The following is a 23020-nucleotide window of genomic DNA, read 5'->3' as shown; positions in this document are numbered from 1 at the left end:
CAGGTACGATGCAAAATAGACAGGAGAGAAATGATGAAAAAATATATAATTGGACTTATGTACGTGGCAGTCTTTATAGCTTTAACAGGTTGTAATATTCTGACGTATGAAAATGAAGAGATATACGCGTTAGATGCAGAGGGGTTATCAACTTTTAAAATTAATCAAGATGAAGGTGACGTGAAAATTACTGGAGTGGAGAATGCTGATGAGATCAGTGTTACAGCTACTTTCACAGCAATGAGCGATCAAGACATTGATGATGCAAAAAGATTTAGTGAAGAAAATACTTCGTTAACATTAGAGGCGAACGGTGATACAGCTGAATTGATAACGTCAGTAAATCGAGGCGCAGATATTGAACAAGGTTATATCCATTTGGCTATTGAAGTTCCCAATCATCTAGATATAGAATATCGACAGAACGCAGGGTTGTTAGAGATTACCTCAATGCAGTCTAATCTAAATTTACAACATGGAGCTAATCATCTTTCATTAATTGATATTGATGGCAATGTTGACATTACGGATGGGGCCGGAAGTGTAACGTTAGAAAATGTAAATGGATCTATTTCTATTAACAGTAACGCTGGTACAACGACAATAAGTGATTCAACTGGCTTGATGAGTTTAATGGTTGGATCTGGCCATGTTGATTTAAGCAATCATGACGGGGATATTGTGATTAGAAGTGGTAGTGGAAATATACTTATTTCTAATATCATTGGAGATGTGGATTTACTAGAAAGTCGTGGTGGTACGATCTCGATCGATGGTGTAACGGGAAACGTTACTTTACCTGAATAAAAGTTTGTGAGAAACAAGCGTATATTTTACGCTTGTTTTATTTTTTTGCAATTTTTGAAACTATGTTGACTTTTTGGTGATTGATGGATAAAATACAATTAAACAAATAAAACATACCAATTTACAAGGAATTAAACTTCCTCGCCCCCAAAAACGAATGAGGGAGGTTCTTTATGGATAAGGAACAAGAGCAATTACAAAGAGTTAATGAGCAACTAAAGACGTTATTAAAAGGGTTGAAATACGGTTCTGTAACTCTCATTGTTCAAGATGGGAAAATCATTCAAATTGAAAAAAATGAAAAGATCCGATTGAAGTAATAACGAGCTGACTAGACAACTAGAGGCGACGTTGATTCAAACTCACTGAATCTGCGTCGTTTTTTGACTTTTAATAGGTGGTGATTGTATGAATCTTCAGTATGGAAAATTAGAAACAGAAGATTACGAACAACTAAATCAAACATTAGAACGGAAAGATTCTTTAGATATCTTAAAATGGGCGTATAACGAATTTGGTAATAAGTTAGTGTATTCTTGCAGCTTTGGTGTTGAAGGAATGGTGCTAATTGATCTCATTAGCAAAGTTAAGAAAGATGCATCTATTATATTTCTTGACACCGATTTTCATTTTACCGAAACGTATGAGTTGATTAACAAAGTGAAAAAACGTTACCCTTCTTTGAATATTGAACTGGTTAAGTCGGAGCTGACTCCAGAAGAGCAAGCAATTCAATATGGTGATCGTCTTTGGGAGAAGGATGCAGATTTATGCTGTAACGTACGAAAAATGGTTCCACTCGAGCGTGAACTAAGTCGTTACGATGCGTGGATTTCAGGACTTAGACGTGAACAATCACCGACAAGGGCAAATACTCAATTTGTTAATCAGGATAACCGGTTTAAGTCAATTAAAATATGTCCTTTAATTCATTGGACAGAAGAAGAAATTTGGATGTATGTCAAACTACATCAGTTAGATTATAACGAATTGCATGATCAAAACTATCCAAGTATTGGTTGTGAATATTGTACAAAACCAGTGGCGGTTGGAGAAGACCCAAGAAGTGGACGCTGGGCAAATTCAGAGAAGACTGAGTGTGGATTACACAAATAATATTATTAATAGAGAGGGAGAGATTATTTTGATTCAAGCACATGGAGGCACACTTATTAATCGTTTAAATCAAGAGTATGATGTATCAGCTGTATCAAAGGAGATTGAACTAGATTCATTTTCACTTTCAGACTTAGAATTAATTGGAATTGGAGCATTTAGTCCATTAACAGGTTTTCTAGGGAAAGAAGATTATGAATCGGTTGTTAATAATATGCGTCTTGCTAATGGTACTGTTTGGAGTATCCCAATTACGCTTCCTGTAACAGAGGCAAAGGCAGCGACTCTATCAGTCGGAGAAAAAGCGAAATTAACATACGGCGATGATGTGTATGGTGTTATCGAAATTTCTGATGTTTTCACACCTAATAAAAAAGTAGAAGCAGAGAAAGTTTACCGTGCTACTGATGATGCTCATCCAGGAGTTAAAAAGATGTTTGAACGTCCAAACGTTTATGTAGGAGGAGAGATTACGCTTACAAAACGTGTTAAACATGAACGCTTCGAGACATATTATTTAGATCCAAAAGAAACGAGAGCTAAATTTGCTGAACTAGGATGGAAACGGATTGTTGGATTTCAAACACGTAACCCAGTTCACCGTGCGCATGAATATATTCAAAAGTCTGCCCTTGAAATCGTTGATGGATTGTTTTTAAATCCTCTTGTCGGTGAAACCAAATCAGATGACATTCCGGCTGACGTGCGAATGGAAAGTTATGAAGTGTTACTTGAGAAGTATTATCCGAAAGATCGTGTCTTTTTAGCAGTGTTCCCTGCAGCAATGCGTTACGCTGGGCCACGTGAAGCAATCTTCCATGCGATTGTTCGCCAAAACTATGGATGCACACATTTCATAGTCGGCCGTGATCATGCTGGTGTAGGAGACTATTACGGAACATATGATGCTCAGCTAATTTTCTCTGAATTTGAAGAAGGTGAGTTAGCGATTAATCCATTGTTCTTTGAGCATAGCTTCTATTGTAAGGCATGTGGAAATATGGCTTCTACAAAAACATGCCCACATGGTAAGGAAGAACATGTTATTTTATCAGGAACAAAAGTTCGTCAAATGCTTTCTGAAGGTGTTGTTCCACCACCAGAATTTAGCCGACGTGAAGTTGTTGAGGTACTAATTCGTGGTATGGCAAAAGTACATGCATAAATAAAATAATAATCATTAGGTAACCCATTGCCACAATACTATGCTACCAAATAAAGGATGTGGCAGTGGGTTTACATATTTGTTTAATAGTCTGATAGAGCAGACAAAACGAAATTTGGAGATGTAGCTAATTAACTCTATGTAGTCAATATTTATATTAGTTTCAAGTCAAAGTAATTGATTAGAATACACTTGGAGGTAGTGGGAATGACACAGAATAATATTGTCTGGCACGAAACAGCGATAAAGAAAGAAGAACGTCAAAAGCGAAATGGTCATAAAAGTACGATTTTGTGGTTTACAGGCTTATCAGGTGCGGGAAAATCAACGCTTGCCAATGCTTTGGAGCAACAGCTTTTTAAACAAGGGAAGAACAGTTATGTTTTAGATGGAGACAACGTTCGCCATGGTTTAAATAAAGGGCTTGGCTTCAGTGACGAGGATCGCAAAGAAAACATTCGACGGATTGGTGAAGTGTCAAAGCTATTTGTAGATGCAGGAACAATTGTATGTACAGCGTTTATTTCTCCTTTCAGAGAAGATCGGAACCGTGTTCGAGAGTTAGTTGAAGAAGGAGAATTTATTGAAGTGTACGTTCGTTGTTCTTTAGAAGCTTGCGAAGAACGTGATCCTAAAGGTTTGTATAAAAAAGCTCGTGCTGGTGAGATTCCTGAGTTCACAGGAATAAGTTCACCTTATGAGGAACCAGAAAACCCAGAAATTATTATCGATTCAGATAAATTAACAGTTGAAGAATCAGTCGAATCTATTATATCGTATTTAGTAGAGCAGAATGTTCTATGAGAGTAAGAGGTTGTTTAGAAAGTTTTGAACAGCTCCTTATTTGACATATTTTGAAGGGGGCAAGGTTGGTTATGGCATATGAAAAGATATGGGCAAATGAGCCAGATAAGCTTAACAAAGATGAACTTCGTAAATTAGAAAAGGATGGACTTGAAATACTTAATGATATTGAGAAATATGCAAAGGAAGGGTTTGAGTCAATTCCAAAAGAAGACTGGAGTTTATTCAAATGGGCTGGCCTTTATTTGCAAAAGCCAAAAGAAGATGGTTATTTCATGATGCGTGTAAATATTCCATCAGGTTTAATTACGAATGAACAAGCAGAAGTATTAGCAGGGATTGGACGTGACTACGGCCGTGACGTGATTGATATCACAACTCGCCAAGCAATTCAATACCACTGGTTAACCATTGAAAATTTACCGGATATATTCAAACGTTTGGAATCAGTAGGACTTTCTTCTGTTGGTGCTTGTGGAGATATCCCTCGCACAATCATGGGAAATCCACTAGCTGGTATCGATCCAAATGAACTAATTGATACAAGAGAGATTGTTGAAGATGTGTATCGATTCTTCCAGCGTAACCCTGATTTTTCGAATCTTCCACGAAAGTTTAAAATGTCGATTTCAGGTAATATCCATAATGCTGGTCATGACCGTATTAACTGTTTGGCCTTTACTCCTGCTCTTAAAGAGATCAATGGAGAAGAGGTTGTTGGTTTTCATGTGAAAGTTGGTGGTGGATTATCGGCCAAGCCTTACCTAGCAGAAGAACTTGATATTTTTGTACGTCCTGAAAAGGTAAAAGACGTGGCAATTGCAATTACATCTATTTATCGTGATTATGGTTATCGTGAAAAGCGTCACCGCGCACGATTGAAGTTCCTAATCGCTGATTGGGGTGTAGAAAAGTTTAAAGAGAAGCTACTTGAGTATACTGGTGACCTTCCAGCAAAAGGAGTTTGTCAGCTTCAAGAGTGGAATGGTGGATATTTCTATGGAGTTCATGAACAGAAACAAGAAGGACTAAGCTATGTTGGCTTTAATGTTCCTGTAGGTCGTATGAACTCTGATGAGTGGTTTAATCTTGCGCGTATTGCAAGAGACTATGGAAACGGAGAAATTCGTACATGTAATTCACAAAACCTTATCATTCCTAACGTTGCAAATGAGAAGGTAGAAGCTCTTTTACAAGAACCTTTATTCGAGCGTATTAAATTAGAACCTAAGAATTTCATCGGTTATTCTGTATCCTGTACAGGGATTGAATATTGTAATTTGGCACTTGTTGAAACAAAAGAGCGTATGAGACGTGTGGCAGAGTATTTAGATGAACATGTAGCCGTTGATGTTCCAGTACGCATTCACATGATCGGTTGTCCAAATGCATGTGGTCAGCGTCAAATCGCTGATATTGGTTTACAAGGTGTGAAAATGAAAAACAAAGACAAGAAAATGGTTGAAGCATTTGAGTTTTATGTTGGTGGGACTCTACAAAAAGAGGTTGCTCAATTCAACAATAAATTAAAAGGAAAAATTGAGGCAGATGAATTAGCACCTGCATTAGCTGCGTTCTTACGTTACTTTGAAGAAAACAAAGAGCCTAAAGAAACATTCTTTGACTTCTATCAACGTGTTGGCCATGATGTCCTGCAAACTGCTTTAGATGATATTCTTAAACCGGCATGATGCATTTATATCGATTTGAAGTAGAATTAGAAGTAGACGAGGCGACTACGATCAATGTAATTGTTGTAGCTGCAGATGAAGAGTCGGCATTTAAAACTGCTGAACAAGAAGTTGAAAAAAACTATCTTAAATTGCCGACAATTAATTCAGTTACATTATTGGAAAAGAAGCCTGTCCGAAAATCAGCTGGTTTCGTCTTATAATAAACATTTGGGGGGTCAGACACTTCTTTAACACTTTAACAAAGTGCAGAGGTGTCTGACCCCCTTTTTAGTTTGCGATTGATTGTAATGCAGCGGCGATGTCAATTTCTCCGAATCCATGATAAGGATCTTGTCCTGTAGTACCAAGGTCTTTTGCTGTTGATCTCATGACATCGTACACTTCTTCATTTGTTAAATCAGGACGAAGAGAGCGAATCAACCCTGCTAAACCTGCTACATGAGGAGCAGCCATTGACGTACCGGACATGATAACATAATTGTTATCAGGGAATAAACTAGGGATGTGTTCCCCTGGTGCCGTAACATCTATATGATCTCCGTAATTTGAAAAGAATGCTCTGTTTCTGGCATCATCTACAGCAGCCACTGTAAAGACTTCCTTATAGTATGCTGGGTACATTGGGTCCTCAACATTATCATTTCCTGATGCCGCGATTAAGACCACATCATTTTCATAAGCATAACGGATAGCGTCATGTAATAGATCGGAAGGGTAGTAATCACCAAGGCTCATATTAATGACATCCGCTCCATGGTCTACGGCCCAGTAAATTCCCTTAGCGACTTCATATGTTGACCCTTCACCTTCGTCATTTAGTACTTTAATTGGTAAAATAGTACTATCCCAGGATATTCCAGCAATTCCTGTTACGTTATTTGTTAGCGCAGCGGCGACTCCAGCTACATGAGTGCCATGACCATGTGCGTCACTAAAATCTTTCGAGTCGTCAAATGAATTATAACCCGGTCCTAGTTTGGCTTTTATATCGAGGTGGTCAGGATCAACACCGGTGTCTAAAATAGCTATTTTAACACCTCGTCCTCCTGATAAATCCCAGCCCTCATCAATTTCAATTTGCTCAAGGTTCCATTGATAGGGCTCAAAAAATTCATCATTTGGCTCGGATGTTAATACTCTTGGCTTAGTTTGATCACTGTTCGCTTTATTAGTCGGTGATTCTGTTCTTTGTGGTGGTGTGTGTCTATAATCGTTTGGATCAGTTGAAAATAATACTAGCTGTTTTGTCATTAAGTAATTTGGTTCAACTAATTCTAGGTCGTATTCCCGTCTTAAACGACGAATCAATTGTTCAGTTGATTCCATTTCTGATTCAACTACAAAGAGTGGATTATCATCTTCAATTACTTTTAAATCGTTATTATCCGATAGCCAAGTTTCAGCTACTTCAGGATGTTTGAATCGAATAACAGCTTGTTGCTCATGGTAAGGTCGCTTAAGGTGTTCTGGCTTTTGTTCATCAGAATGAACGATTATTTGCCACCCTAGTTCAGGCACGGTTTCTGCTTCCAAGTTTTCAGGTATATCTTCAGTTGTTTTCCATTCTATATCGGGATCGGCTCCAGAAACAAAAAATGTTCCATTTGAATCAGCAACAGAGGCCAAGCCTTTAACAAAAGATTTCACAAAGGATAAATCAATTTCTCCCAGAACAATTCGTCCATTTTCTATTTCTTCTCCCATAAGCATATATTGATTCCCATCAACGGAATAAGGATCGGAGAAATCACTTTTCATATGGTGATGAGTAAGCTTCGAAATATCTAATCTTTCTATATCTCCAACGTGTTCAACAATAGTATCATCCTCTATTATCGCAAAACCATGAAAATGTGGATGCTCGGAGATTTCCTCTTTAAAACGAGCACGGAGTTCTTGATCACTTAGGTCACTATCAGCCCATCTTTGCATTTGAGCTGAAAGTTGCTTTAGAAACATGGAAGTTGTCATTGCTAAGTCTTCAGCCATTAGGTGGTCCATTGCAGAGACTTCTAAATCTTGTGGGATCTCATTTATTTGTAATGAATAGTCGTTGTCATCAATAAGAGCCCTTCCAATAATTGCTAGGCCGATACCGACAAGGCCTACAATTAGTACAGTTTTAGCCATTCTCCATAACATTAAATTGGCTCCTCCTTTCTGTTATTAAAGAAATAAGCCATAAATATCTCATCATCATATTTATGGTTAATTAAGGCTTGTTCTTTTTGAACGCCTTCAATAACAAAGCCTGAGTTTTCATAAAGCTTTATAGCTACTTTATTAGTAGCGAATACAGTTAAACATAGCTTATGCAGTTCGTGCCGACGACACCATGAAAGTGTATACTCCATAACTTTTTTTCCTATACCTTTGCCTTGGCCTTCTTCATGTAACCATGTTCGAAAAAGACCAGTGTGTCGTTTCATATTGAGCTCCCCACGAATAACTCTTGCAATACCTCGAACGACTCCATTTATTTCTACCACGATATACATATTTCCATTGGTTTGTATCTCTTCGATAAATGCTTGTTCTTCTTCGATAGATCGAACACGTTCTTTTTGAATAAATGTTCCTTTTTTAACAATAGAGGAAGCTGAATCGACAATTTCCTTAGCGTCATAAATTTTTGCAGGCCGTAGGATAATTTTTGATTGATCTTTTGCAGTGAAAATTTCATTCGTATTTGTACTACGTGTTGTAATCATTATTCTTCCTCCTTTTCTCTAGGTTGCCAGAACCCAGAATGGTCTTTCTCAATGCTTGTCTCTAGTAAGTATGACGCAGGTACAATTTCTACATTTTCTTTTTGGAGGAAATTCATTGAATTTGAAATACCTTTAAATGTCTCGTCGCCTTTTATTCCCACATGGCCAATTGCAATCGCGTTATTATTTTTTTGGGCTAACTTTGTTAGTAAATGCATTTGAGTTGTAACATGATGACTAGAAGAAAGAGTGTCATCTAAAAAAATATCTCTAGTTGCACAAGGTATGTTCAGTTCATTTGCAAGTTTTGGAATGACGGAGGATCCACTAGTCCCACTATCAATAACATACAATCCATTTTCAGCTGCTACTTCTAAAATGACGCGCATGATTCGTTCATTCTCAACTATCTTTGAACCCATGTGATTGTTAATCCCTTGAGCAAATGGGACATTGTCAATCGCAGCTAGTATCCTCTCTCGAACTTCTTCATCTGTTAAATCACTTGTAATGGCATTAGGACCAAGCCATGAAGCCTTCCCTTTCTTTGGCTCCATCGGCATATGTATCATAACTTCAAATCCTGCCTCATGTGCTTTCTTGGCTTGTTCAGTGGAGTGTTCCATAAAGGGCATAACAGCAACGGTGATAGGAATATCACTAGTTAAAAAAGATTGAACCCCCTTTACATTTCCTCCAAAATCATCAATAATAATGGCGGCTTGATAAGTTTCCTCAGCAAAAGAAGTTGAAGTGAATGTAGGAAGGAACAGTAAGAAACTAGAAAACAGTAAAGTGAATACTTGTGCTTTCATGGCAACCACCTTTTCATCACAGTTATTTATTTGTAGTTTGTCAAAGGATTCGTTGTTCTATGAGGGAAAGATGAAAATGGAGAAAAAAGAGATGTAGAATTCTTTAGAGGACAAAAAAAGCACAAGTATAACGGTGAGTTACACATGTGCTATTTTCGCATATTAAACGCGGCGTTAAGCTGTCCACGGAGCATACGATCGCGAACTTCTTTTTTCTGCAGTTGTTTTTGTTCCATTTTTCGAATTTCAAAAGTTTGCATGCCATCTTCCATCTTGTTTGCAATATCAAGTAATCGTTCAACATCTAAAAACGAATATTTTCTTGTTCCACCTTTTGATCTTTCTGGATAGATTAATTTCCTTTCCTCATAATAACGAATTTTTCTTTCAGACAGACCTGTTAATTCACTCACAATTCCGATGGTAATTACTTTTTTATCTTTATACGTTGACACCCATTCCACCCCTTGTTAAGTTAGAATGTTCTGACCTTTTGTTATATCATATCATAGGCAAGAAGGATCACGGGGAAGTGATGTTAGATAATCTTACATAAATTATTGGAAATGTAACATGCTTATAAAATTCAGCCGATGGTTTCGAATATTCTAATTGAGGTAGTTAGTTTCTTATATTATAATTGATAAAACATATGAAAAAAGTCGGAAATAAAATGAGGCTTAATGAATTTTCATAAGCAACTTACATTAAAGGAGAAGACTAATGACTAAAGGATACGTTTATTTAATTGGTGCAGGCCCAGGTGACATTCGGTTAATGACTGTGAAAGGTCAACAATGTCTAGAACTTGCAGATGTTGTTTTATACGATCGGCTTGTAAATCCATTACTATTAGAAACAATAAAGCCTGGTGCAGAACTAGTGTATTGTGGCAAGCTTCCAGATAGACATTTGTTACGTCAGGAAGCCATAAATGATTTACTAGTGAAGTATGCATTAGAAGGAAAGCAAGTTGTTAGGTTAAAAGGAGGAGATCCAAGTGTTTTTGGTCGCGTTGGAGAAGAAGCTGCAGCACTTGAGGAAAAGGGGATTTCTTATGAGATTGTTCCTGGAATAACGGCGGGAATAGGAGCAGCAACTTATGCTGGGGTACCAGTGACTCATCGGGATCATGGAGCTTCTTTTGCGATTATAACCGGTCATGATAAATCGCCAACAGGACAACCGTTAATTGATTGGAGTGCACTTGCTACAGGAATTGATACGATTGCTTTTTATATGGGAGTTAAAAATTTACCGTATATTAGTGAACAACTTATCAAACATGGACGTGATCCTCACACCCCTGTTTTACTTATACGATGGGGAACTTTAGGGAAACAACAAACGCTAACGGGAAACCTTTCTAACATTTCTGACCTTGTGTTACAAAAGAAATTCTCCAATCCAGCCATTACATTGGTAGGAGATGTAGCCAAATTACGAACAAAAGAAAGTTGGTTCGAACGTCAACCATTGTTTGGAAAACATATATTATTTGGCCGAACATCAGGGGGAGCTAGTGTGTTAGCAAAAGAGCTTACGAATTTAGGGGCGGATGTATTTGAGTATCCACGTTTTGTTACACATGAGCAAAACAAAAAAAAGATAGATTTTCATCAGTATGAACAAATAATATTTCATTCACCAGAATCAGTCAGTTGGTTTTTTCATCAATTAAACAAGCAACGAATTGATATTCGCACGTTGGAAGCTCAATTTTTTGGAGCATCAACTAAATCCCTAAGAGTAATTGAGTCATTTGCTTGTTTTGGTTTTTCTGTTAATGAGATGCAACAATCAGATAAAAGGTTGGTAATTGGTCCGAGTGATTGGAACGGACGTGATCAAAAGCGTATGGACCTTTATGGTAAACATGATTTTTGTGCTTCGCATTCTTATGAAGTGCTAGAACAGTCCAATAATACATGCCAGAGGATGCTCGATGAAGATAGAGTTGATACCATTGTATTCCCTAGTGCTGAGTCCGTTAAAATTGTAACTGAACAAATTATAGCTTGTCACGAAATGCCTGAAACTCTATCGAAACGGGCAAACATTGTCTGTTTTGGACCAAATACGTATCAGGCAGCGATTGAATATGGCTATGAAGTTCAAGTAACGTTACCTGAGCCATCAAAGGAAGCGCTTATTGAAGTTTTAAAGAATTTGTAAAGTAGGTGATGGGATGCAAGCTATTTTGTATATCGGTCATGGGAGCCGTATTCAAGCTGGAAATGAAGAACTGCTGGCTTTTGTTGAAAAGGCAAAAGCAAAGCATTCTCAAGTTGCCATACAAGAATGTTGCTTTTTAGAGTTAACTGAACCAACGATCGAAAAAGGAGTACAAGCATGTATCGATCAAGGTGCTACGGAAATCGCTGTTATACCTGTTCTATTGTTAACAGCGATGCATGCTAAAGTAGATATCCCTCAAGAAGTTGATAAAATGAAAATAAAGTATCCGAGTGTAAGTTTCTCATACGGACGGCCTATCGGGATAGATTTTACGGTAATAGATATCATAAAAGATCGCTTGCAAACGGCGGGACTACGACTAACAAAAGAGAGACCGGCATTTGAGGAGCGCAAACCGATCTCTGTTCTCTTAGTTGGGCGTGGAAGTAGTGATCCTGATCAAACAAGTGACTTAATGAAAATAGCGCGACTTGTTTGGGAATACACACCTGTAGATGAAGTAGACGTATGTTTTTTAGCGGCGACGCGACCAAATGTAGAAGAAGGATTAGCTAGAATGAACCGCTTATCTAATAAAGAGGTATACGTTGTTCCATATTTATTATTTACAGGGGTACTAATGAAAGGGTTACAGAAGCAATTAAATGAATGGTCGAAAAAAACGAGTAAAGATTTTATTTTATGTGATTACCTTGGCTTCGATGATCAATTAGTCTCTGTACTGTCTAAACGAGTTGAAGAGGTATTAGAGAAGGAAGTGCAAGTGAATTGTGATACGTGTTATCTACGTATAAGCGCTAATAGTAAGGAGCTAATATGAATCATCTCTCCCTAATGTTAAACATGGTAGAAAAAAGTGCAGTTTTTGTTGGAGCGGGAACGGTCGCAGCAAGGCATATTCCTAAATTAATGGAAGCTGGAATTAAAGAGATCAAGATTTATGCACCGACTCTTCATCGCAGTTTGGACGTTTATCATAAACTACCAAACTTTCGTTGGGAGAAACAAATGGTAAATGCCACTCAATCGTTTGAGTCAGATTTGCTTTTTCTAACAACCAATGATCCTAAGTTACATCAAGCGCTATATCAAAAGCGAAAACCTTATCAACTCGTCTATTTAGCTGATAATGCAACTCTAAGTGACTTTCAATTTCCAATGACAGTAAAGAAAGGTTCATTAACAGTTTCGCTTTCTACAGGAGGGGCCAGCCCTACTTATGGTAAAATCCTTATGAAGGAATTGGAAGAGAGGTTACCTAGTACTATTGAAGAAGATTTGCTTTTCTTAGAAAAGGTGAGAAAGCAAGTACTAGCAAGTGGACTTGAGCGAACAAAAAGACAAGTGATATTAAAGCACTGTGCAACAAGTGACTTCTTGCAGAATTCATCTAGAGAACAACTATTAAAAAAAATGATTGTTGAAGCTATCAATAATTAAAAAGAGGTTGACTCATAGGTTCCCCCCTAAATAACGGGGCAGGATTATGAGAAAACCTCTTTTTTTATTTTTTGTAAGAAAGTTTTGCGACCGCATCATGCTGATGAATGGACTCTTCGTTTCGACACTGAACTTCAAATGAGCGAATCGCTTCATGTTCATATAAATCAGCCGCTACAAGGCGAACCAAATCTTCAACAAAACGTGGGTTTTCGTATGCTCGCTCTGTGACAGCTTTCTCATCTGGGCGTTTTAAGACAGGGTATAAAATGGAACTAGCATTACTTTCTGCTGCTTCTAATAAAACGGCTTTCCAATCTGCTTCATAAGAATCGTCAACTGTTACAGACATCGTTACGAAACTACGTTGGTTATGCGCGCTATACTCACTAATTTCTTTTGAACAAGGGCAAAGGGTTGTAACTGCACCTGTGAGTGTAATGACAGATGTATAACCTTTTTCTTCATCAAAAGAAACGTCATACGTGATATCTGCATGAGCCATTCCCTCTTTTTGCAAAGCTGGGCTTGTCTTTGTGAAGAACCATGGAAATGTGACGCGAACATTGGCAGCCCTTTGTTTCATCTCTTTGGCAAGAATAGCAGTAAATTCACGTAATGTTTCATCTGTTAGCAAATGAGACTGGAAAAAAAGATGAAGTTGCTCGGTGAGACGACTCATATTAATTCCTTTAAAATCTTGGTCTAAACTTGTTGTTAAAGAAAAAGTTGCTGTTGTTGTTTGTGTTGTTGGTGCCAATGTAGATTCTATCATGACTGGATACTTGACATCAGATATCCCAACTTGTTGAATAGGGAAATAAAAATCATCTGGTTTATTTTGAAGATCGGGCATCTTTTCTTTGTCTGTTGGTTTTGTCCCAATAATAGGATCAACTGTTCCAAAATGACGATGACGTTCTGCTTTTGGTGGTAAAGATCGTTTCATTATATTTATCACTCCTGAATGGTTCATTTATTAGGAATCTTAGCATAATTTTGTTGTTTAGCAAGCATAAAGCATAACCTCAACCTCAGATCAAATAGTTGCGAATATGCTTATACCATATTACACTACAAAGGGAAAAAGAAACAAGAAAATCGATTGTTTTCTACTTGTTTTGTAGAAGGAAAAGGATGGAAAGAAGGTAGAAGATGAAAAAAGGTACAATAATATGGATTGTGTTGGCAGGACTCTTATTGTTAGCAGGTTTGATTATTCCTGTGACTGTGCCGGTATCTGGTGATACGAGAGTAATACTTGACCACACGTATAATGTGTACAGTGCACCTGCTTGTTTTGATCAAGCAGAGCTAACGAATAATCTAGAAGAAACGACATTTACTTATGCAAAAGAACTTGAATATGCGAGTGAGTCTAGTTGTACAGATGAGGAGCTCCAGGAGAGAGTGCCATTTTTAATAGGAATGTTTCGTTAATAATGGGTGAGAGGATATACATCTTTTAAAAACAGTAGTATGTGTATTTGACTATATTATTAATACTTCCAATTATATAGTATGTAAGAGCGTAGGTGTAGAGCTTTCTACATCTACGTTTTGTTATATTGGAATATTGAGGCATTGTCAAGAAATAGCGAGGATTGGATGGATCAAAGTGATGAGTATCACTGAGGAAGCTTAGGGGCGCTATGTACGCTTAAAACGTAAGAGAATGGTTTTGCAGAACTTTTGTGGTTATGCTATATTGGGAATGTTCAAAAAACTTATAAATGAAGAGAGAATTGAAGAATAAGGGAGCTGGAGATAACACATGAAGGTAGCGAAATTTGGGGGAACATCAGTCGCAAGTGCGGAGCAAATTAAAAAGGTAGCTTCCATTGTAGCAGAAGACAAAGAGAGAAAAGTAATTGTCGTATCTGCGCCTGGAAAACGAACTAGTGATGATACAAAAGTTACTGACCTTCTAATTCAACTTGGAGAAACATATTTAAAAAATAATGATACAGAAAATGAACTTCAAGCAGTATTAAATCGTTATGAAGATATTGCAGAGGGCTTAGGATTAGGAAAAGAGATTATTGCGACAATTGAAGCTGATCTACGTGAACGTCTTCAGTTTGATCGTAATCGCCCAGGTGCTTGTATGGATTTAATTAAAGCAAGTGGAGAAGATAACAATGCTAAATTAATTGCAGCTTATTTCCAAAGCATAGGCTTAAACGCTACGTATTTAAATCCAAAAGATGCTGGATTGTTTGTTAGTGATGAGCCAGGTAATGCACAAGTATTACCGGAGGCTTATGAACATTTAAAGGCTTTACGTGAACGAAAAGAAGTTATTGTATTCCCAGGATTTTTTGGTTATTCGAAAGAGGGAACGCTTGTAACATTTTCGCGTGGGGGATCAGATATTACGGGCTCTATTTTAGCAGCAGGAGTAAAAGCAGATTTATATGAAAACTTTACAGATGTCGATTCCGTTTTTGCAGCTAACCCGAAAATTATCAATAACCCTGTGAAAATTAAGAAAATGACGTATCGAGAAATGCGTGAATTATCGTATGCTGGTTTCTCTGTATTCCATGATGAAGCTTTATTTCCAGCGTTTCGAAATGGAATTCCTGTTTGTGTGAAAAATACAAATAACCCGTCCTCATCAGGAACAATGATTATTGCAGAACGTGAATATTTCATGAATCCTGTTATTGGAATAGCTGCAGATGAAGGCTTCGCTACAATCTATGTCCGAAAGTATTTAATGAACCGAGAAGTTGGTTTTGGACGTAAATTACTGCAAATGCTAGAAGATGAAGGGTTATCCTACGAGCATATGCCATCTGGAATTGATGATACGTCAATTATATTGCGTCAAGATCAGTTAACAGATGAAATTGAAAACCGTATTGTTAATCGAATAAAAGAAGAACTATGTGTTGATGATGTGTACGTTGAACGTGATTTTGCGATGGTTATGATCGTCGGAGAAGGCATGCATAATACAATCGGGATCTCATCTCGTGCTACAGCGGCATTAACAAGAGCAAATGTTAATATTGAAATGATTAACCAGGGGTCATCGGAAGTAAGCTTAATCTTAGGTATCCATGCTTCTGATGCAGATCGAACAGTCGTTGAACTATATCAAGAATTCTTTGGTGGTGCAGACGAAACCGTGCAATAACCGATATGAAATTGGGTTGTTGACGCTCTCTTTGATTATGGTAGCTAGACGACGTTGATTGAGTCAGTTTAAATGTTTACCTTTTTAGATGGATTCAACTATAAAAAGAACGAGGGATGGTTCCCTCGTTCTTATTTTCGTTCTGTCAATGTTTGGATCATTGCTTTCATTTCTGCTACTTCGTGGCGCAACTCTTTTAATTCCGTATTTGTTTTATCATTTTCTTCTTCTTCATTGGCTTTATCAACATTATTAACGATAACACCGATAAAGAGGTTAAACACAATGAAGGTACCAACAAGAATAAAGATTACAAAGTAAATCCATGACCATGTAACTTCCTCAAATATTGGACGCATAACACCACTTGCCCAAGACTCTAGTGTTACAACTTGGAACAAAGTTAAAAGAGAAAGCTGAAGGTTTCCGAAATACTCTGGAGCAACACCTGCAAAAAGCATTGTTCCGATAACTGCAAAAATATAGAAAATGATACTCATTAAAATCATGATATTCCCTAACGAAGGGATTGTCATTAATAAGGCATCTACGAGACGCCGTAAGGATGGGATAACAGAGATAGCGCGTAATACACGCAGTACACGAAGAATTCGCAGAACCGTTACAAAATGAGCACCCACAAAGATATGGCCGGCTCCTACAATCAAAAGATCAAACCAGTTCCAACTACTTTTGAAAAAATCTTTCGAGGGACGAGTGGCAATGAAGCGCATCGCAATTTCGATAGTGAATATCCACAACAAAATGTAATCAGCTAAATAGAACCATTCATAGTACGCATGATATAGTTCAGGATACGTTTCAAGACCGACTATAATGGCATTAATAACAATTAAAATAATTATAGTTGACGTGAATGCACGGTGGAAAACGATTTTTTGAATTGCTCGTATGAAAGGTGATTTAGATAGTTCGCTTTTCATGGTTTCCATGTTTAAAATTGAGCTCCTTCAGTAAAAAATCTAGTTATTGTTCTACTAGTTTTGGAGATGGATACAAAAGTATTTCATTTATTAGATAAAACAGCACTGTTCCCTCCGATCGCTAGATAAGAAATAAGCATAAAAAAACTGGCTCAAACAATGGTTAGACCAAGGAAGCAGTAAACGGTAGATTGTCACTGTCAATTGATCAGCCAGCTTGAGCCAACCTTTTCATATTTATTTTGAATTGCTAAAAATAGTTCCTAATTCTTTAGATCTTGAAATTGCTCGTGTGACAGCAGTTGTCATAGCTTCTTGACTATTTCGTTCTCGTAAAATGTTAATACCTGCTTCAGTTGTTCCATTAGGACTCATCACTTCCTCATAAAGCTCTTTTGGTGTCTTAGTTGTAGATTGCAATCTCTTTCCTACACCAACAATGGTTTGCGTGATAAGTGCTGTTGCCTCTTCTTTTGTTAGTCCTGCTTCTAGTGCTGCTTTTTCCATTGCTTCTACCATAAAGTAAAAGTAAGCAGGGCCACTACCGGCGATCCCTGTAGCTGCATCGAGCTTTTCTTCATTTACAATGGTAACAGTGCCTACTGATGAAAACAGTTGTATCACTTCTTCTAATTGGCTATCCGATGCAAAAGAGCCTTTTGTTACAGTAGTTGCTGATTCACCTACTTTTGCAGAAGTGTTCGGCATTGTTCGTATAACTCCAGCCTTAGAACCGAGTAGCTCTTCAATATAGAAAGTTGGAATACCGGCAAGAACAGAGACGAAAAGTTGTTGCTCATTTGTCATTTCTACAATGTCTTCGATAGCTTCTTTGACATGCTTTGGTTTCATAGCTAGGATGACAATATCGCCAGCACGAACAGCTTCAGCACGGTTGGTATTCGTTTGAATACCGTACGTTTCTTCTAAGTAAGCTAATTTTTGATAATCATTTAAATTTGTTGCAAGAATTTGTTTCGGGTCAACGATTTTATGTCGGACAAGTCCACCAATGATTGCCTCTGCCATTGAACCTGCTCCTAAAAAAGTAATGGTTTTATTTTGTAGCAATAGTATGCACCTATCCTTTCACTTGTCCGGTTCCATTTACAATGTATTTCGTTGACGTTAGTGCTTCAAGCCCCATTGGTCCACGTGCATGAAGTTTTTGTGTGCTAATTCCAATCTCAGCACCAAAGCCAAACTCAAATCCGTCAGTAAAACGAGTTGAAGCATTGTGGTAAACGGCAGCAGCATCTATGTTATTTAAGAAACGCTCAACATTTCCAGCATCTTCACTAATAATCGATTCTGAATGTTTTGTTCCGTATTGATGAATATGTTCAATCGCTTCATCAACAGTTTCAGTTACTTTTAACGCTACTTTTAAATCTAGGTATTCGTCGGCCCAATCTGATTCAATCGCTTCACCAATTTGAGAATCATATTCTCTTGTTTTGTCATCTCCAACAAGGGAAACTCCGTTTTCAGAAAGAGCTTGTAATAACTCTTTTAAATGGGAGTCAGCCCATTTACGGTTTACTAAGATTGTTTCAACAGAATTACAAACGGACGGACGTTGCGTTTTGGCATTGACAGCGATTGAAATAGCCATATCTGTTTCAGCGTTATGATCAATATATAAATGGCAATTTCCAACTCCTGTCTCAAGCACGGGTACGGAAGCATTTTTAACAACAGATTGGATTAAAGAAGCTCCTCCTCTTGGAATTAAGACATCTAAATACTCATTTAATGTAAACATTTCCGTTGCTGTTTCCCGGCTTGTATCTTCAAGTAGTTGAATGGCAGCGACAGGGATGTTAGATTTTTTGAGTGCGCGTTGGACAACTTGGACAAGCGCTGTATTAGAGTGAATCGCAGAAGAGCTTCCACGTAGCAATACGGCATTCCCAGCTTTTAAACACAGGCTTGAAGCATCGATTGTAACATTCGGTCTAGCTTCGTAAATCATACCAATAACCCCAAGTGGTACACGGACTTTTTGAATGTTTAATCCATTAGGGCGATTAATTGTTGAAAGGTTCTCACCAACTGGGTCTGGAAGGGCGATCACCTGTCTAATCCCTTCTGCCATGTCTTGCAAGCGTTCAGCACTCAATGTTAGACGATCAATGATTCCTTCATTTGTCCCATTGTTACGAGCGGTAATGATGTCTTTCTCGTTTTCAGCTAGTAAATATTCTTTTTCTTCAAGAAGTTGAACGGCGATTTTTTCTAGTGCAGTATTTTTTTCTTCTGTCGTTTTTGTAGCTAATTCACGTGCACATTCACTTGCTTTTTGTGCTTTTGTTCTTAATTCACTCATCGTTTCATCGTCTCCTTTATATATGGAACCCATTCGTTTCGGTGAATGACGACGGGTTGCTTATGTTTTTCTTGGCTCGCGGTTTGCTGGTTTTGTAATGTGGCCAGCTCCTCTTTGGATATATTCGCTTTGCCTTTGCCAATTAATTTATTACTTTCATTGTAAACCTCGATTACATCCCCTATTGTAAAGTCTCCTTTTATCGAAGTAATGCCAACAGGAAGAAGACTTTTTCCTCGTCGAAGTAGCGCTTGTTCTGCACCTTTATCAATTATTAGACGTGCTGATATTTTCGAATGAAGAGCTATCCATTGTTTAGTAGTAGGCATGACAGCTTCATGTTGGAATGAGCCAATATATGTACCGTCGCCTTTCCCGTTTAAAATATCAATAAAAGTATCTTGATGCTCACCCTTGCCAATAAATACATTCACACCAAGTGTAAGGGCCGTTTGGGCAGCGCTGACTTTTGATTTCATCCCTCCAGTGCCGACCTTTGATGTTGAGTCCCCTGCAAGCGTCAATAATTCATCCGTTACAAAGGGTAGATAGTGAATTTTCTTTGCTTCACGGTTTGTTTGTGGGTTATCATCATACAATCCATTCACATCAGTCATAATGCAAAGAGTGCTTGCATGAATTAAGCCACTGACCAGAGCAGAAAGCATATCATTGTCTCCAAATGTCAACTCTTCAATCGAGGTTGAATCATTTTCATTAATGATTGGTATCGCTCCTCTTTTTAATAATTCAGTTAATGTAGAGTAGGCGTTTCCGTAACGAGTTTCATCAGAAAAGTCTTGTCTTGTTAAAAGTAGTTGTGCAGGAGTCATCTTGTACAATTCAAATTGCTCAATATAAGCTTGCATGAGCATTGCTTGTCCAACCGCAGCTGCTGCTTGTTTGCCAGCAATCGTTACCGGTCTGCTTGGATAACCGATCGCTTTAAACCCTGCAGCAACAGCGCCTGAAGAAATGACGATGATTTCATGACCAGCCTCTTTTAATTTCGCTATGGCTTTGACAAAGTTTGTGACTTTTTCCATGCTTAGAGCACCTTGTTTTGTCGTCAATGAGCTACTTCCTATTTTCACAACTAGTCGTTGTCGACTCATGTTTCTCTCCTCTTTTCAGTAAGGTAAGCTGTTAAAAAGTAAAAAGCTCTCCTGTCCTAATAAGGACGGAAGAGCTTGAGTTTCCGCGGTACCACCTTAGTTGGCAATCTATGCCCACTTTACCCGTATCGTGGGGAACGGTCAACTTATGCAAAGTTAACTAGCTCCAGGGCAGGTTCAATGTTATTAGGGGTGGTGACCCTTTCAGCCAATGAAGTCACTCTCTTTTCACGTAATGAACATTTACTAATCCCTATCTGCGCTTTTTATATTGCTTTTTTTCATTATATGAGGGTGGCGCTTAGTAGTCAACTCCTAGTCGGAAAAAGGAAGGTAGGTGCTTGAATTTTTTTATTCTTTTCTACAATATAGTAATGAAAAGGAGTGGTGGCATGGCAACAAAAAAAGTAGTTTGGATTACGGGGGCTTCTAGTGGTTTAGGAAGGAACTTGGCTTTTGAAGCTAGTCGGAAGGGATATACAGTCGTTCTTTTAGCACGTAATATCGAAAAGTTAAAAGAGCTCAGGCAAGCTATTGAAACAACAGGTGGGGTAGCTTATGCTTATGAGTTAGATATTAGTGATGTTAAAATGGTAAACGCTGTTACAGAACGAGTGATGGGAGAAGTTGGCCATGTTGATGTTTTAATAAATAACGCAGGTTTTGGAGTGTTTGACAAAGTGGTAACTGCGAATATTGATGATGTAAAAGAGATGTTTTCGGTGAATGTGATAGGATTAATTGCATTAACAAAAGCAGTTCTTTCGCATATGTTAAAACAAAATAGTGGGCATATCATTAACATAGCCTCTCAAGCTGGAAAATTGTCAACGCCGAAGTCAAGCGTTTATGGAGCAACGAAACATGCCGTTTTAGGTTTCACAAATGGACTTCGAATGGAGTTGATGGATACTAATATACATATAACAGCAGTCAACCCTGGGCCCATAAAAACCCCATTTTTTGATAGAGCAGATCAAGAAGGAACGTATGTTAAAAATGTAGAACGATGGATGCTTCGGCCTGAAGATGTCGCAGCGAAAACAATTCAACTAACTGCTGTACCAAAGCGTGAGTTAAACTTACCCAGATGGATGAACTTTGGCTCAACACTTTATCAATTAATGCCAAAGGTTGTGGAACGGTTTGCTGGGAAAAGGCTAAACAAAAAATAACACAATAAGCTAGCCCATTCAATGAAATACAAAGGGGAGATGGTGCACAGCTTTGAACGAGAAAGGAGAAACTATGAAAAATCGCTTTCATTGTTGTGCAACATGTAAACATTTTGCAGTCATTAAGAAAGAGGGTGGAGGGGTGCACTATCAATGTATTCGTCTAGGTTATGAGACAAAGTCAACATATAAGTTTTCATGTTGGGATCCAAACGAGAATGTCAAAAAGCTAATGGCCAAAGAAGCTCACTCATCGTCTTGATCGCTGAAAAATGCATAGATTACATCATGGATAATGTCTTGTAACTCTCCGATACCTCTGTCATTTGCCAAAGTTACGATCTTTTGTAGAAGTTCGTTTTCTTCTTTTTCAGATACAGGTAAACCGTTTTGTTGTTCTGTATAGGATTGGATAACATGCTGCATCCGTATTTTAATAAAATCTTTGTTCATATTTATCACCAAGGTTTCTTTCTGTTTGATTAAACTAACATATTTATTATAACGCAAAGTTGTAGGTGCACTTTTAACACACACAAGATAAATTTCTAGAGTGAGAACTAATCACCACACCACACCACACGATGTTTTGTAAGAACAGCGTGTGGTTTTCTTACATTTTTTATGTGAATACCGTTATTTGACTTTCTCAATTCTTTTTTCAAATTCAGACACAATTGTTTCTATGATGAAAACTCTAGCTGTTCTTTTATCGTTGCTATTGATTACATGCCATTTTGCATAGGGAGTATTTGTCTTATCTAGCATATCCAAAACGGCATTTTCATAATGATCCCACTTTTGTCGATTACGCCAGTCTTCATCAGTAAGCTTCCACTTTTTAAAAGGGTCTTTCGCACGGGCTTTGAACCTTTGTAATTGTTCATCCTTTGATATGTCTAACCAAAATTTTATTAAAATATGGTCATCGTCAGCTAGCATTTTTTCTGAATGATTGATTTCATCATAAGCTCGTAGCCATTCATTTTCGGTTGCAAAACCCTCGATTCGTTCAACGAGAACGCGACCATACCATGAACGATCAAGAATTGTTATTTGTCCTTTTTTAGGGAGTTTTTTCCAAAATCGCCTCAAATAATGATAATGTAATTCATGCTCATCGGGAGCTTTTATTCCATGTACAAAATACCCACGAGGATCAAGTCTCTCCGTTACTCTTTTAATTGCCCCACCCTTACCAGCTGCATCCCAACCTTCAAATATTAGAATGATGGGTATTTTCAGTTCATAGAGCTTGTGTTGCAATTGTAATAATGTTAATTGTTTTTTCTTTAACACTTTTTTATATATTTTCTTTGTTGCAAAACGAGGTCTAGAATGATGCATTAGTCTCTCCACCTTCTTTTCATGAATTTTAGTAAATTCTTTGAATTATATCTATGAACTTCACTATCTAGATGATTACACTAATAACATAGGAAAAATTAGCACATCTGCCTATAAATTGAATAGGATAGGTTATGGGCATTGAGCCTAGCATGGGGCGAATGAAGTAGAGAGAAAGCTCAGTGAGGATGGGATTCACTCATATCACTTGGGC

General features: G+C 37.7%; 24 protein-coding genes and 1 other annotated feature. Of the genes, 13 read left to right on the top strand and 11 right to left on the bottom strand.

The features are described 5' to 3' along the window. Positions 1 to 33 precede the first annotated feature (33 nt). The 7 genes from AC1FXZ_RS13580 to AC1FXZ_RS13550 all read left to right on the top strand — a co-directional run bounded on the left by AC1FXZ_RS13580 (position 34) and on the right by AC1FXZ_RS13550 (position 5786). The gene (locus tag AC1FXZ_RS13580; protein WP_480054500.1) at positions 34 to 807 is read left to right on the top strand and encodes a hypothetical protein; all 774 of its coding nucleotides are present in this window, start codon (positions 34 to 36) and stop codon (positions 805 to 807) included. Positions 808 to 980: 173 nt separating this feature from the next. Next, positions 981 to 1127, top strand: coding sequence for a YezD family protein (locus AC1FXZ_RS13575; protein WP_480054498.1), 147 nt, complete (start codon positions 981 to 983; stop codon positions 1125 to 1127). Positions 1128 to 1215: 88 nt separating this feature from the next. Continuing rightward, on the top strand, positions 1216 to 1923 hold the full coding sequence (locus AC1FXZ_RS13570) for a phosphoadenylyl-sulfate reductase (protein ID WP_480054496.1): 708 nt from the start codon (positions 1216 to 1218) through the stop codon (positions 1921 to 1923). Positions 1924 to 1945: 22 nt separating this feature from the next. Then, positions 1946 to 3088: a sulfate adenylyltransferase gene (sat, locus tag AC1FXZ_RS13565; protein WP_480054722.1), complete on the top strand. Its 1143-nt coding sequence runs from the start codon at positions 1946 to 1948 to the stop codon at positions 3086 to 3088. Positions 3089 to 3295: 207 nt separating this feature from the next. Then, on the top strand, positions 3296 to 3892 hold the full coding sequence (cysC, locus tag AC1FXZ_RS13560; protein WP_480054494.1) for an adenylyl-sulfate kinase: 597 nt from the start codon (positions 3296 to 3298) through the stop codon (positions 3890 to 3892). Between the two features lie 71 nt (positions 3893 to 3963). Next, a complete protein-coding gene (locus tag AC1FXZ_RS13555; protein WP_480054492.1) occupies positions 3964 to 5583 on the top strand; it encodes a nitrite/sulfite reductase in 1620 nt (539 codons plus the stop codon). Then, positions 5580 to 5786: a DUF3906 family protein gene (locus tag AC1FXZ_RS13550; protein ID WP_480054490.1), complete on the top strand. Its 207-nt coding sequence runs from the start codon at positions 5580 to 5582 to the stop codon at positions 5784 to 5786. The genes AC1FXZ_RS13555 and AC1FXZ_RS13550 overlap by 4 nt, the downstream gene beginning before the upstream one ends. 67 nt (positions 5787 to 5853) lie before the next feature. Here AC1FXZ_RS13550 and AC1FXZ_RS13545 read toward each other — a convergent pair whose 3' ends face one another. The 4 genes from AC1FXZ_RS13545 to AC1FXZ_RS13530 all read right to left on the bottom strand — a co-directional run bounded on the left by AC1FXZ_RS13545 (position 5854) and on the right by AC1FXZ_RS13530 (position 9567). Beyond that, positions 5854 to 7728 (bottom strand): S8 family peptidase, encoded by a 1875-nt coding sequence (locus tag AC1FXZ_RS13545; protein WP_480054488.1) that lies wholly within the window; start codon positions 7726 to 7728, stop codon positions 5854 to 5856. Further along, positions 7728 to 8297 carry an N-acetyltransferase family protein gene (locus tag AC1FXZ_RS13540; RefSeq protein ID WP_480054486.1) on the bottom strand — a complete coding sequence of 190 codons (570 nt, stop codon included), beginning with the start codon at positions 8295 to 8297 and terminating at the stop codon, positions 7728 to 7730. Before AC1FXZ_RS13540 ends, AC1FXZ_RS13545 begins: the two co-directional genes overlap by 1 nt. After that, entirely contained in the window at positions 8297 to 9112 is an 816-nt protein-coding gene (locus AC1FXZ_RS13535) for a divergent polysaccharide deacetylase family protein (RefSeq protein WP_480054484.1), read from the bottom strand. The genes AC1FXZ_RS13540 and AC1FXZ_RS13535 overlap by 1 nt, the downstream gene beginning before the upstream one ends. Positions 9113 to 9261: 149 nt before the next feature. Continuing rightward, the gene (locus AC1FXZ_RS13530) at positions 9262 to 9567 is read right to left on the bottom strand and encodes a MerR family transcriptional regulator (protein WP_480054482.1); all 306 of its coding nucleotides are present in this window, start codon (positions 9565 to 9567) and stop codon (positions 9262 to 9264) included. A 268-nt stretch (positions 9568 to 9835) separates the two neighbouring features. On the opposite strand from AC1FXZ_RS13530, the gene cobA reads away from it, so the two are divergent. The 3 genes from cobA to AC1FXZ_RS13515 are packed head-to-tail and all read left to right on the top strand — an operon-like array spanning position 9836 to position 12751. Then, a complete protein-coding gene (gene cobA / locus AC1FXZ_RS13525) occupies positions 9836 to 11287 on the top strand; it encodes a uroporphyrinogen-III C-methyltransferase (RefSeq protein ID WP_480054480.1) in 1452 nt (483 codons plus the stop codon). A 13-nt stretch (positions 11288 to 11300) separates the two neighbouring features. Further along, positions 11301 to 12131, top strand: a complete 831-nt coding sequence (locus tag AC1FXZ_RS13520) for a sirohydrochlorin chelatase (protein ID WP_480054478.1) — start codon at positions 11301 to 11303, stop codon at positions 12129 to 12131. Further along, a complete protein-coding gene (locus tag AC1FXZ_RS13515) occupies positions 12128 to 12751 on the top strand; it encodes a precorrin-2 dehydrogenase/sirohydrochlorin ferrochelatase family protein (RefSeq protein ID WP_480054476.1) in 624 nt (207 codons plus the stop codon). The genes AC1FXZ_RS13520 and AC1FXZ_RS13515 overlap by 4 nt, the downstream gene beginning before the upstream one ends. Positions 12752 to 12815: 64 nt before the next feature. Here AC1FXZ_RS13515 and folE2 read toward each other — a convergent pair whose 3' ends face one another. Beyond that, complete coding sequence (gene folE2 / locus AC1FXZ_RS13510) at positions 12816 to 13700, bottom strand: GTP cyclohydrolase FolE2 (protein WP_480054474.1); 885 nt, start codon at positions 13698 to 13700, stop codon at positions 12816 to 12818. 206 nt (positions 13701 to 13906) lie between these two features. Here folE2 and AC1FXZ_RS13505 point away from each other — a divergent pair, with 206 nt between their 5' ends. Both AC1FXZ_RS13505 and AC1FXZ_RS13500 read left to right on the top strand, forming a co-directional pair. Next, positions 13907 to 14191 (top strand): hypothetical protein, encoded by a 285-nt coding sequence (locus tag AC1FXZ_RS13505; protein ID WP_480054472.1) that lies wholly within the window; start codon positions 13907 to 13909, stop codon positions 14189 to 14191. 334 nt (positions 14192 to 14525) lie between these two features. After that, the gene (locus AC1FXZ_RS13500; RefSeq protein WP_480054470.1) at positions 14526 to 15896 is read left to right on the top strand and encodes an aspartate kinase; all 1371 of its coding nucleotides are present in this window, start codon (positions 14526 to 14528) and stop codon (positions 15894 to 15896) included. A gap of 131 nt (positions 15897 to 16027) precedes the next feature. Here AC1FXZ_RS13500 and AC1FXZ_RS13495 read toward each other — a convergent pair whose 3' ends face one another. The 4 genes from AC1FXZ_RS13495 to proB all read right to left on the bottom strand — a co-directional run bounded on the left by AC1FXZ_RS13495 (position 16028) and on the right by proB (position 20284). Beyond that, entirely contained in the window at positions 16028 to 16840 is an 813-nt protein-coding gene (locus AC1FXZ_RS13495) for an ion transporter (RefSeq protein WP_480054720.1), read from the bottom strand. 237 nt (positions 16841 to 17077) lie between these two features. After that, complete coding sequence (proC, locus tag AC1FXZ_RS13490; protein ID WP_480054468.1) at positions 17078 to 17911, bottom strand: pyrroline-5-carboxylate reductase; 834 nt, start codon at positions 17909 to 17911, stop codon at positions 17078 to 17080. 10 nt (positions 17912 to 17921) lie between these two features. After that, complete coding sequence (locus AC1FXZ_RS13485; protein WP_480054466.1) at positions 17922 to 19169, bottom strand: glutamate-5-semialdehyde dehydrogenase; 1248 nt, start codon at positions 19167 to 19169, stop codon at positions 17922 to 17924. Beyond that, complete coding sequence (proB, locus tag AC1FXZ_RS13480; RefSeq protein ID WP_480054464.1) at positions 19166 to 20284, bottom strand: glutamate 5-kinase; 1119 nt, start codon at positions 20282 to 20284, stop codon at positions 19166 to 19168. The genes AC1FXZ_RS13485 and proB overlap by 4 nt, the downstream gene beginning before the upstream one ends. A 58-nt stretch (positions 20285 to 20342) precedes the next feature. Then, positions 20343 to 20553, bottom strand: a binding site (T-box leader). A gap of 105 nt (positions 20554 to 20658) precedes the next feature. Between proB and AC1FXZ_RS13475 the strand changes: the two genes are divergently transcribed. After that, the gene (locus tag AC1FXZ_RS13475) at positions 20659 to 21459 is read left to right on the top strand and encodes an SDR family NAD(P)-dependent oxidoreductase (protein WP_480054718.1); all 801 of its coding nucleotides are present in this window, start codon (positions 20659 to 20661) and stop codon (positions 21457 to 21459) included. Between the two features lie 246 nt (positions 21460 to 21705). Here the strand turns inward: AC1FXZ_RS13475 and AC1FXZ_RS13470 are convergent, their stop codons facing one another. Then, positions 21706 to 21912, bottom strand: coding sequence for a YqzH family protein (locus AC1FXZ_RS13470; protein ID WP_480054462.1), 207 nt, complete (start codon positions 21910 to 21912; stop codon positions 21706 to 21708). A gap of 183 nt (positions 21913 to 22095) precedes the next feature. After that, the gene (locus AC1FXZ_RS13465) at positions 22096 to 22806 is read right to left on the bottom strand and encodes a polyphosphate kinase 2 family protein (protein WP_480054460.1); all 711 of its coding nucleotides are present in this window, start codon (positions 22804 to 22806) and stop codon (positions 22096 to 22098) included. Between the last annotated feature and the right edge of the window lie 214 nt (positions 22807 to 23020).

The organism is Halalkalibacter sp. HAAS-P014 (genome assembly GCF_056619965.1).
The sequence above is the reverse complement of the archived record's forward strand: the minus strand, read 5'-3'. Positions and strand labels throughout refer to the sequence as shown.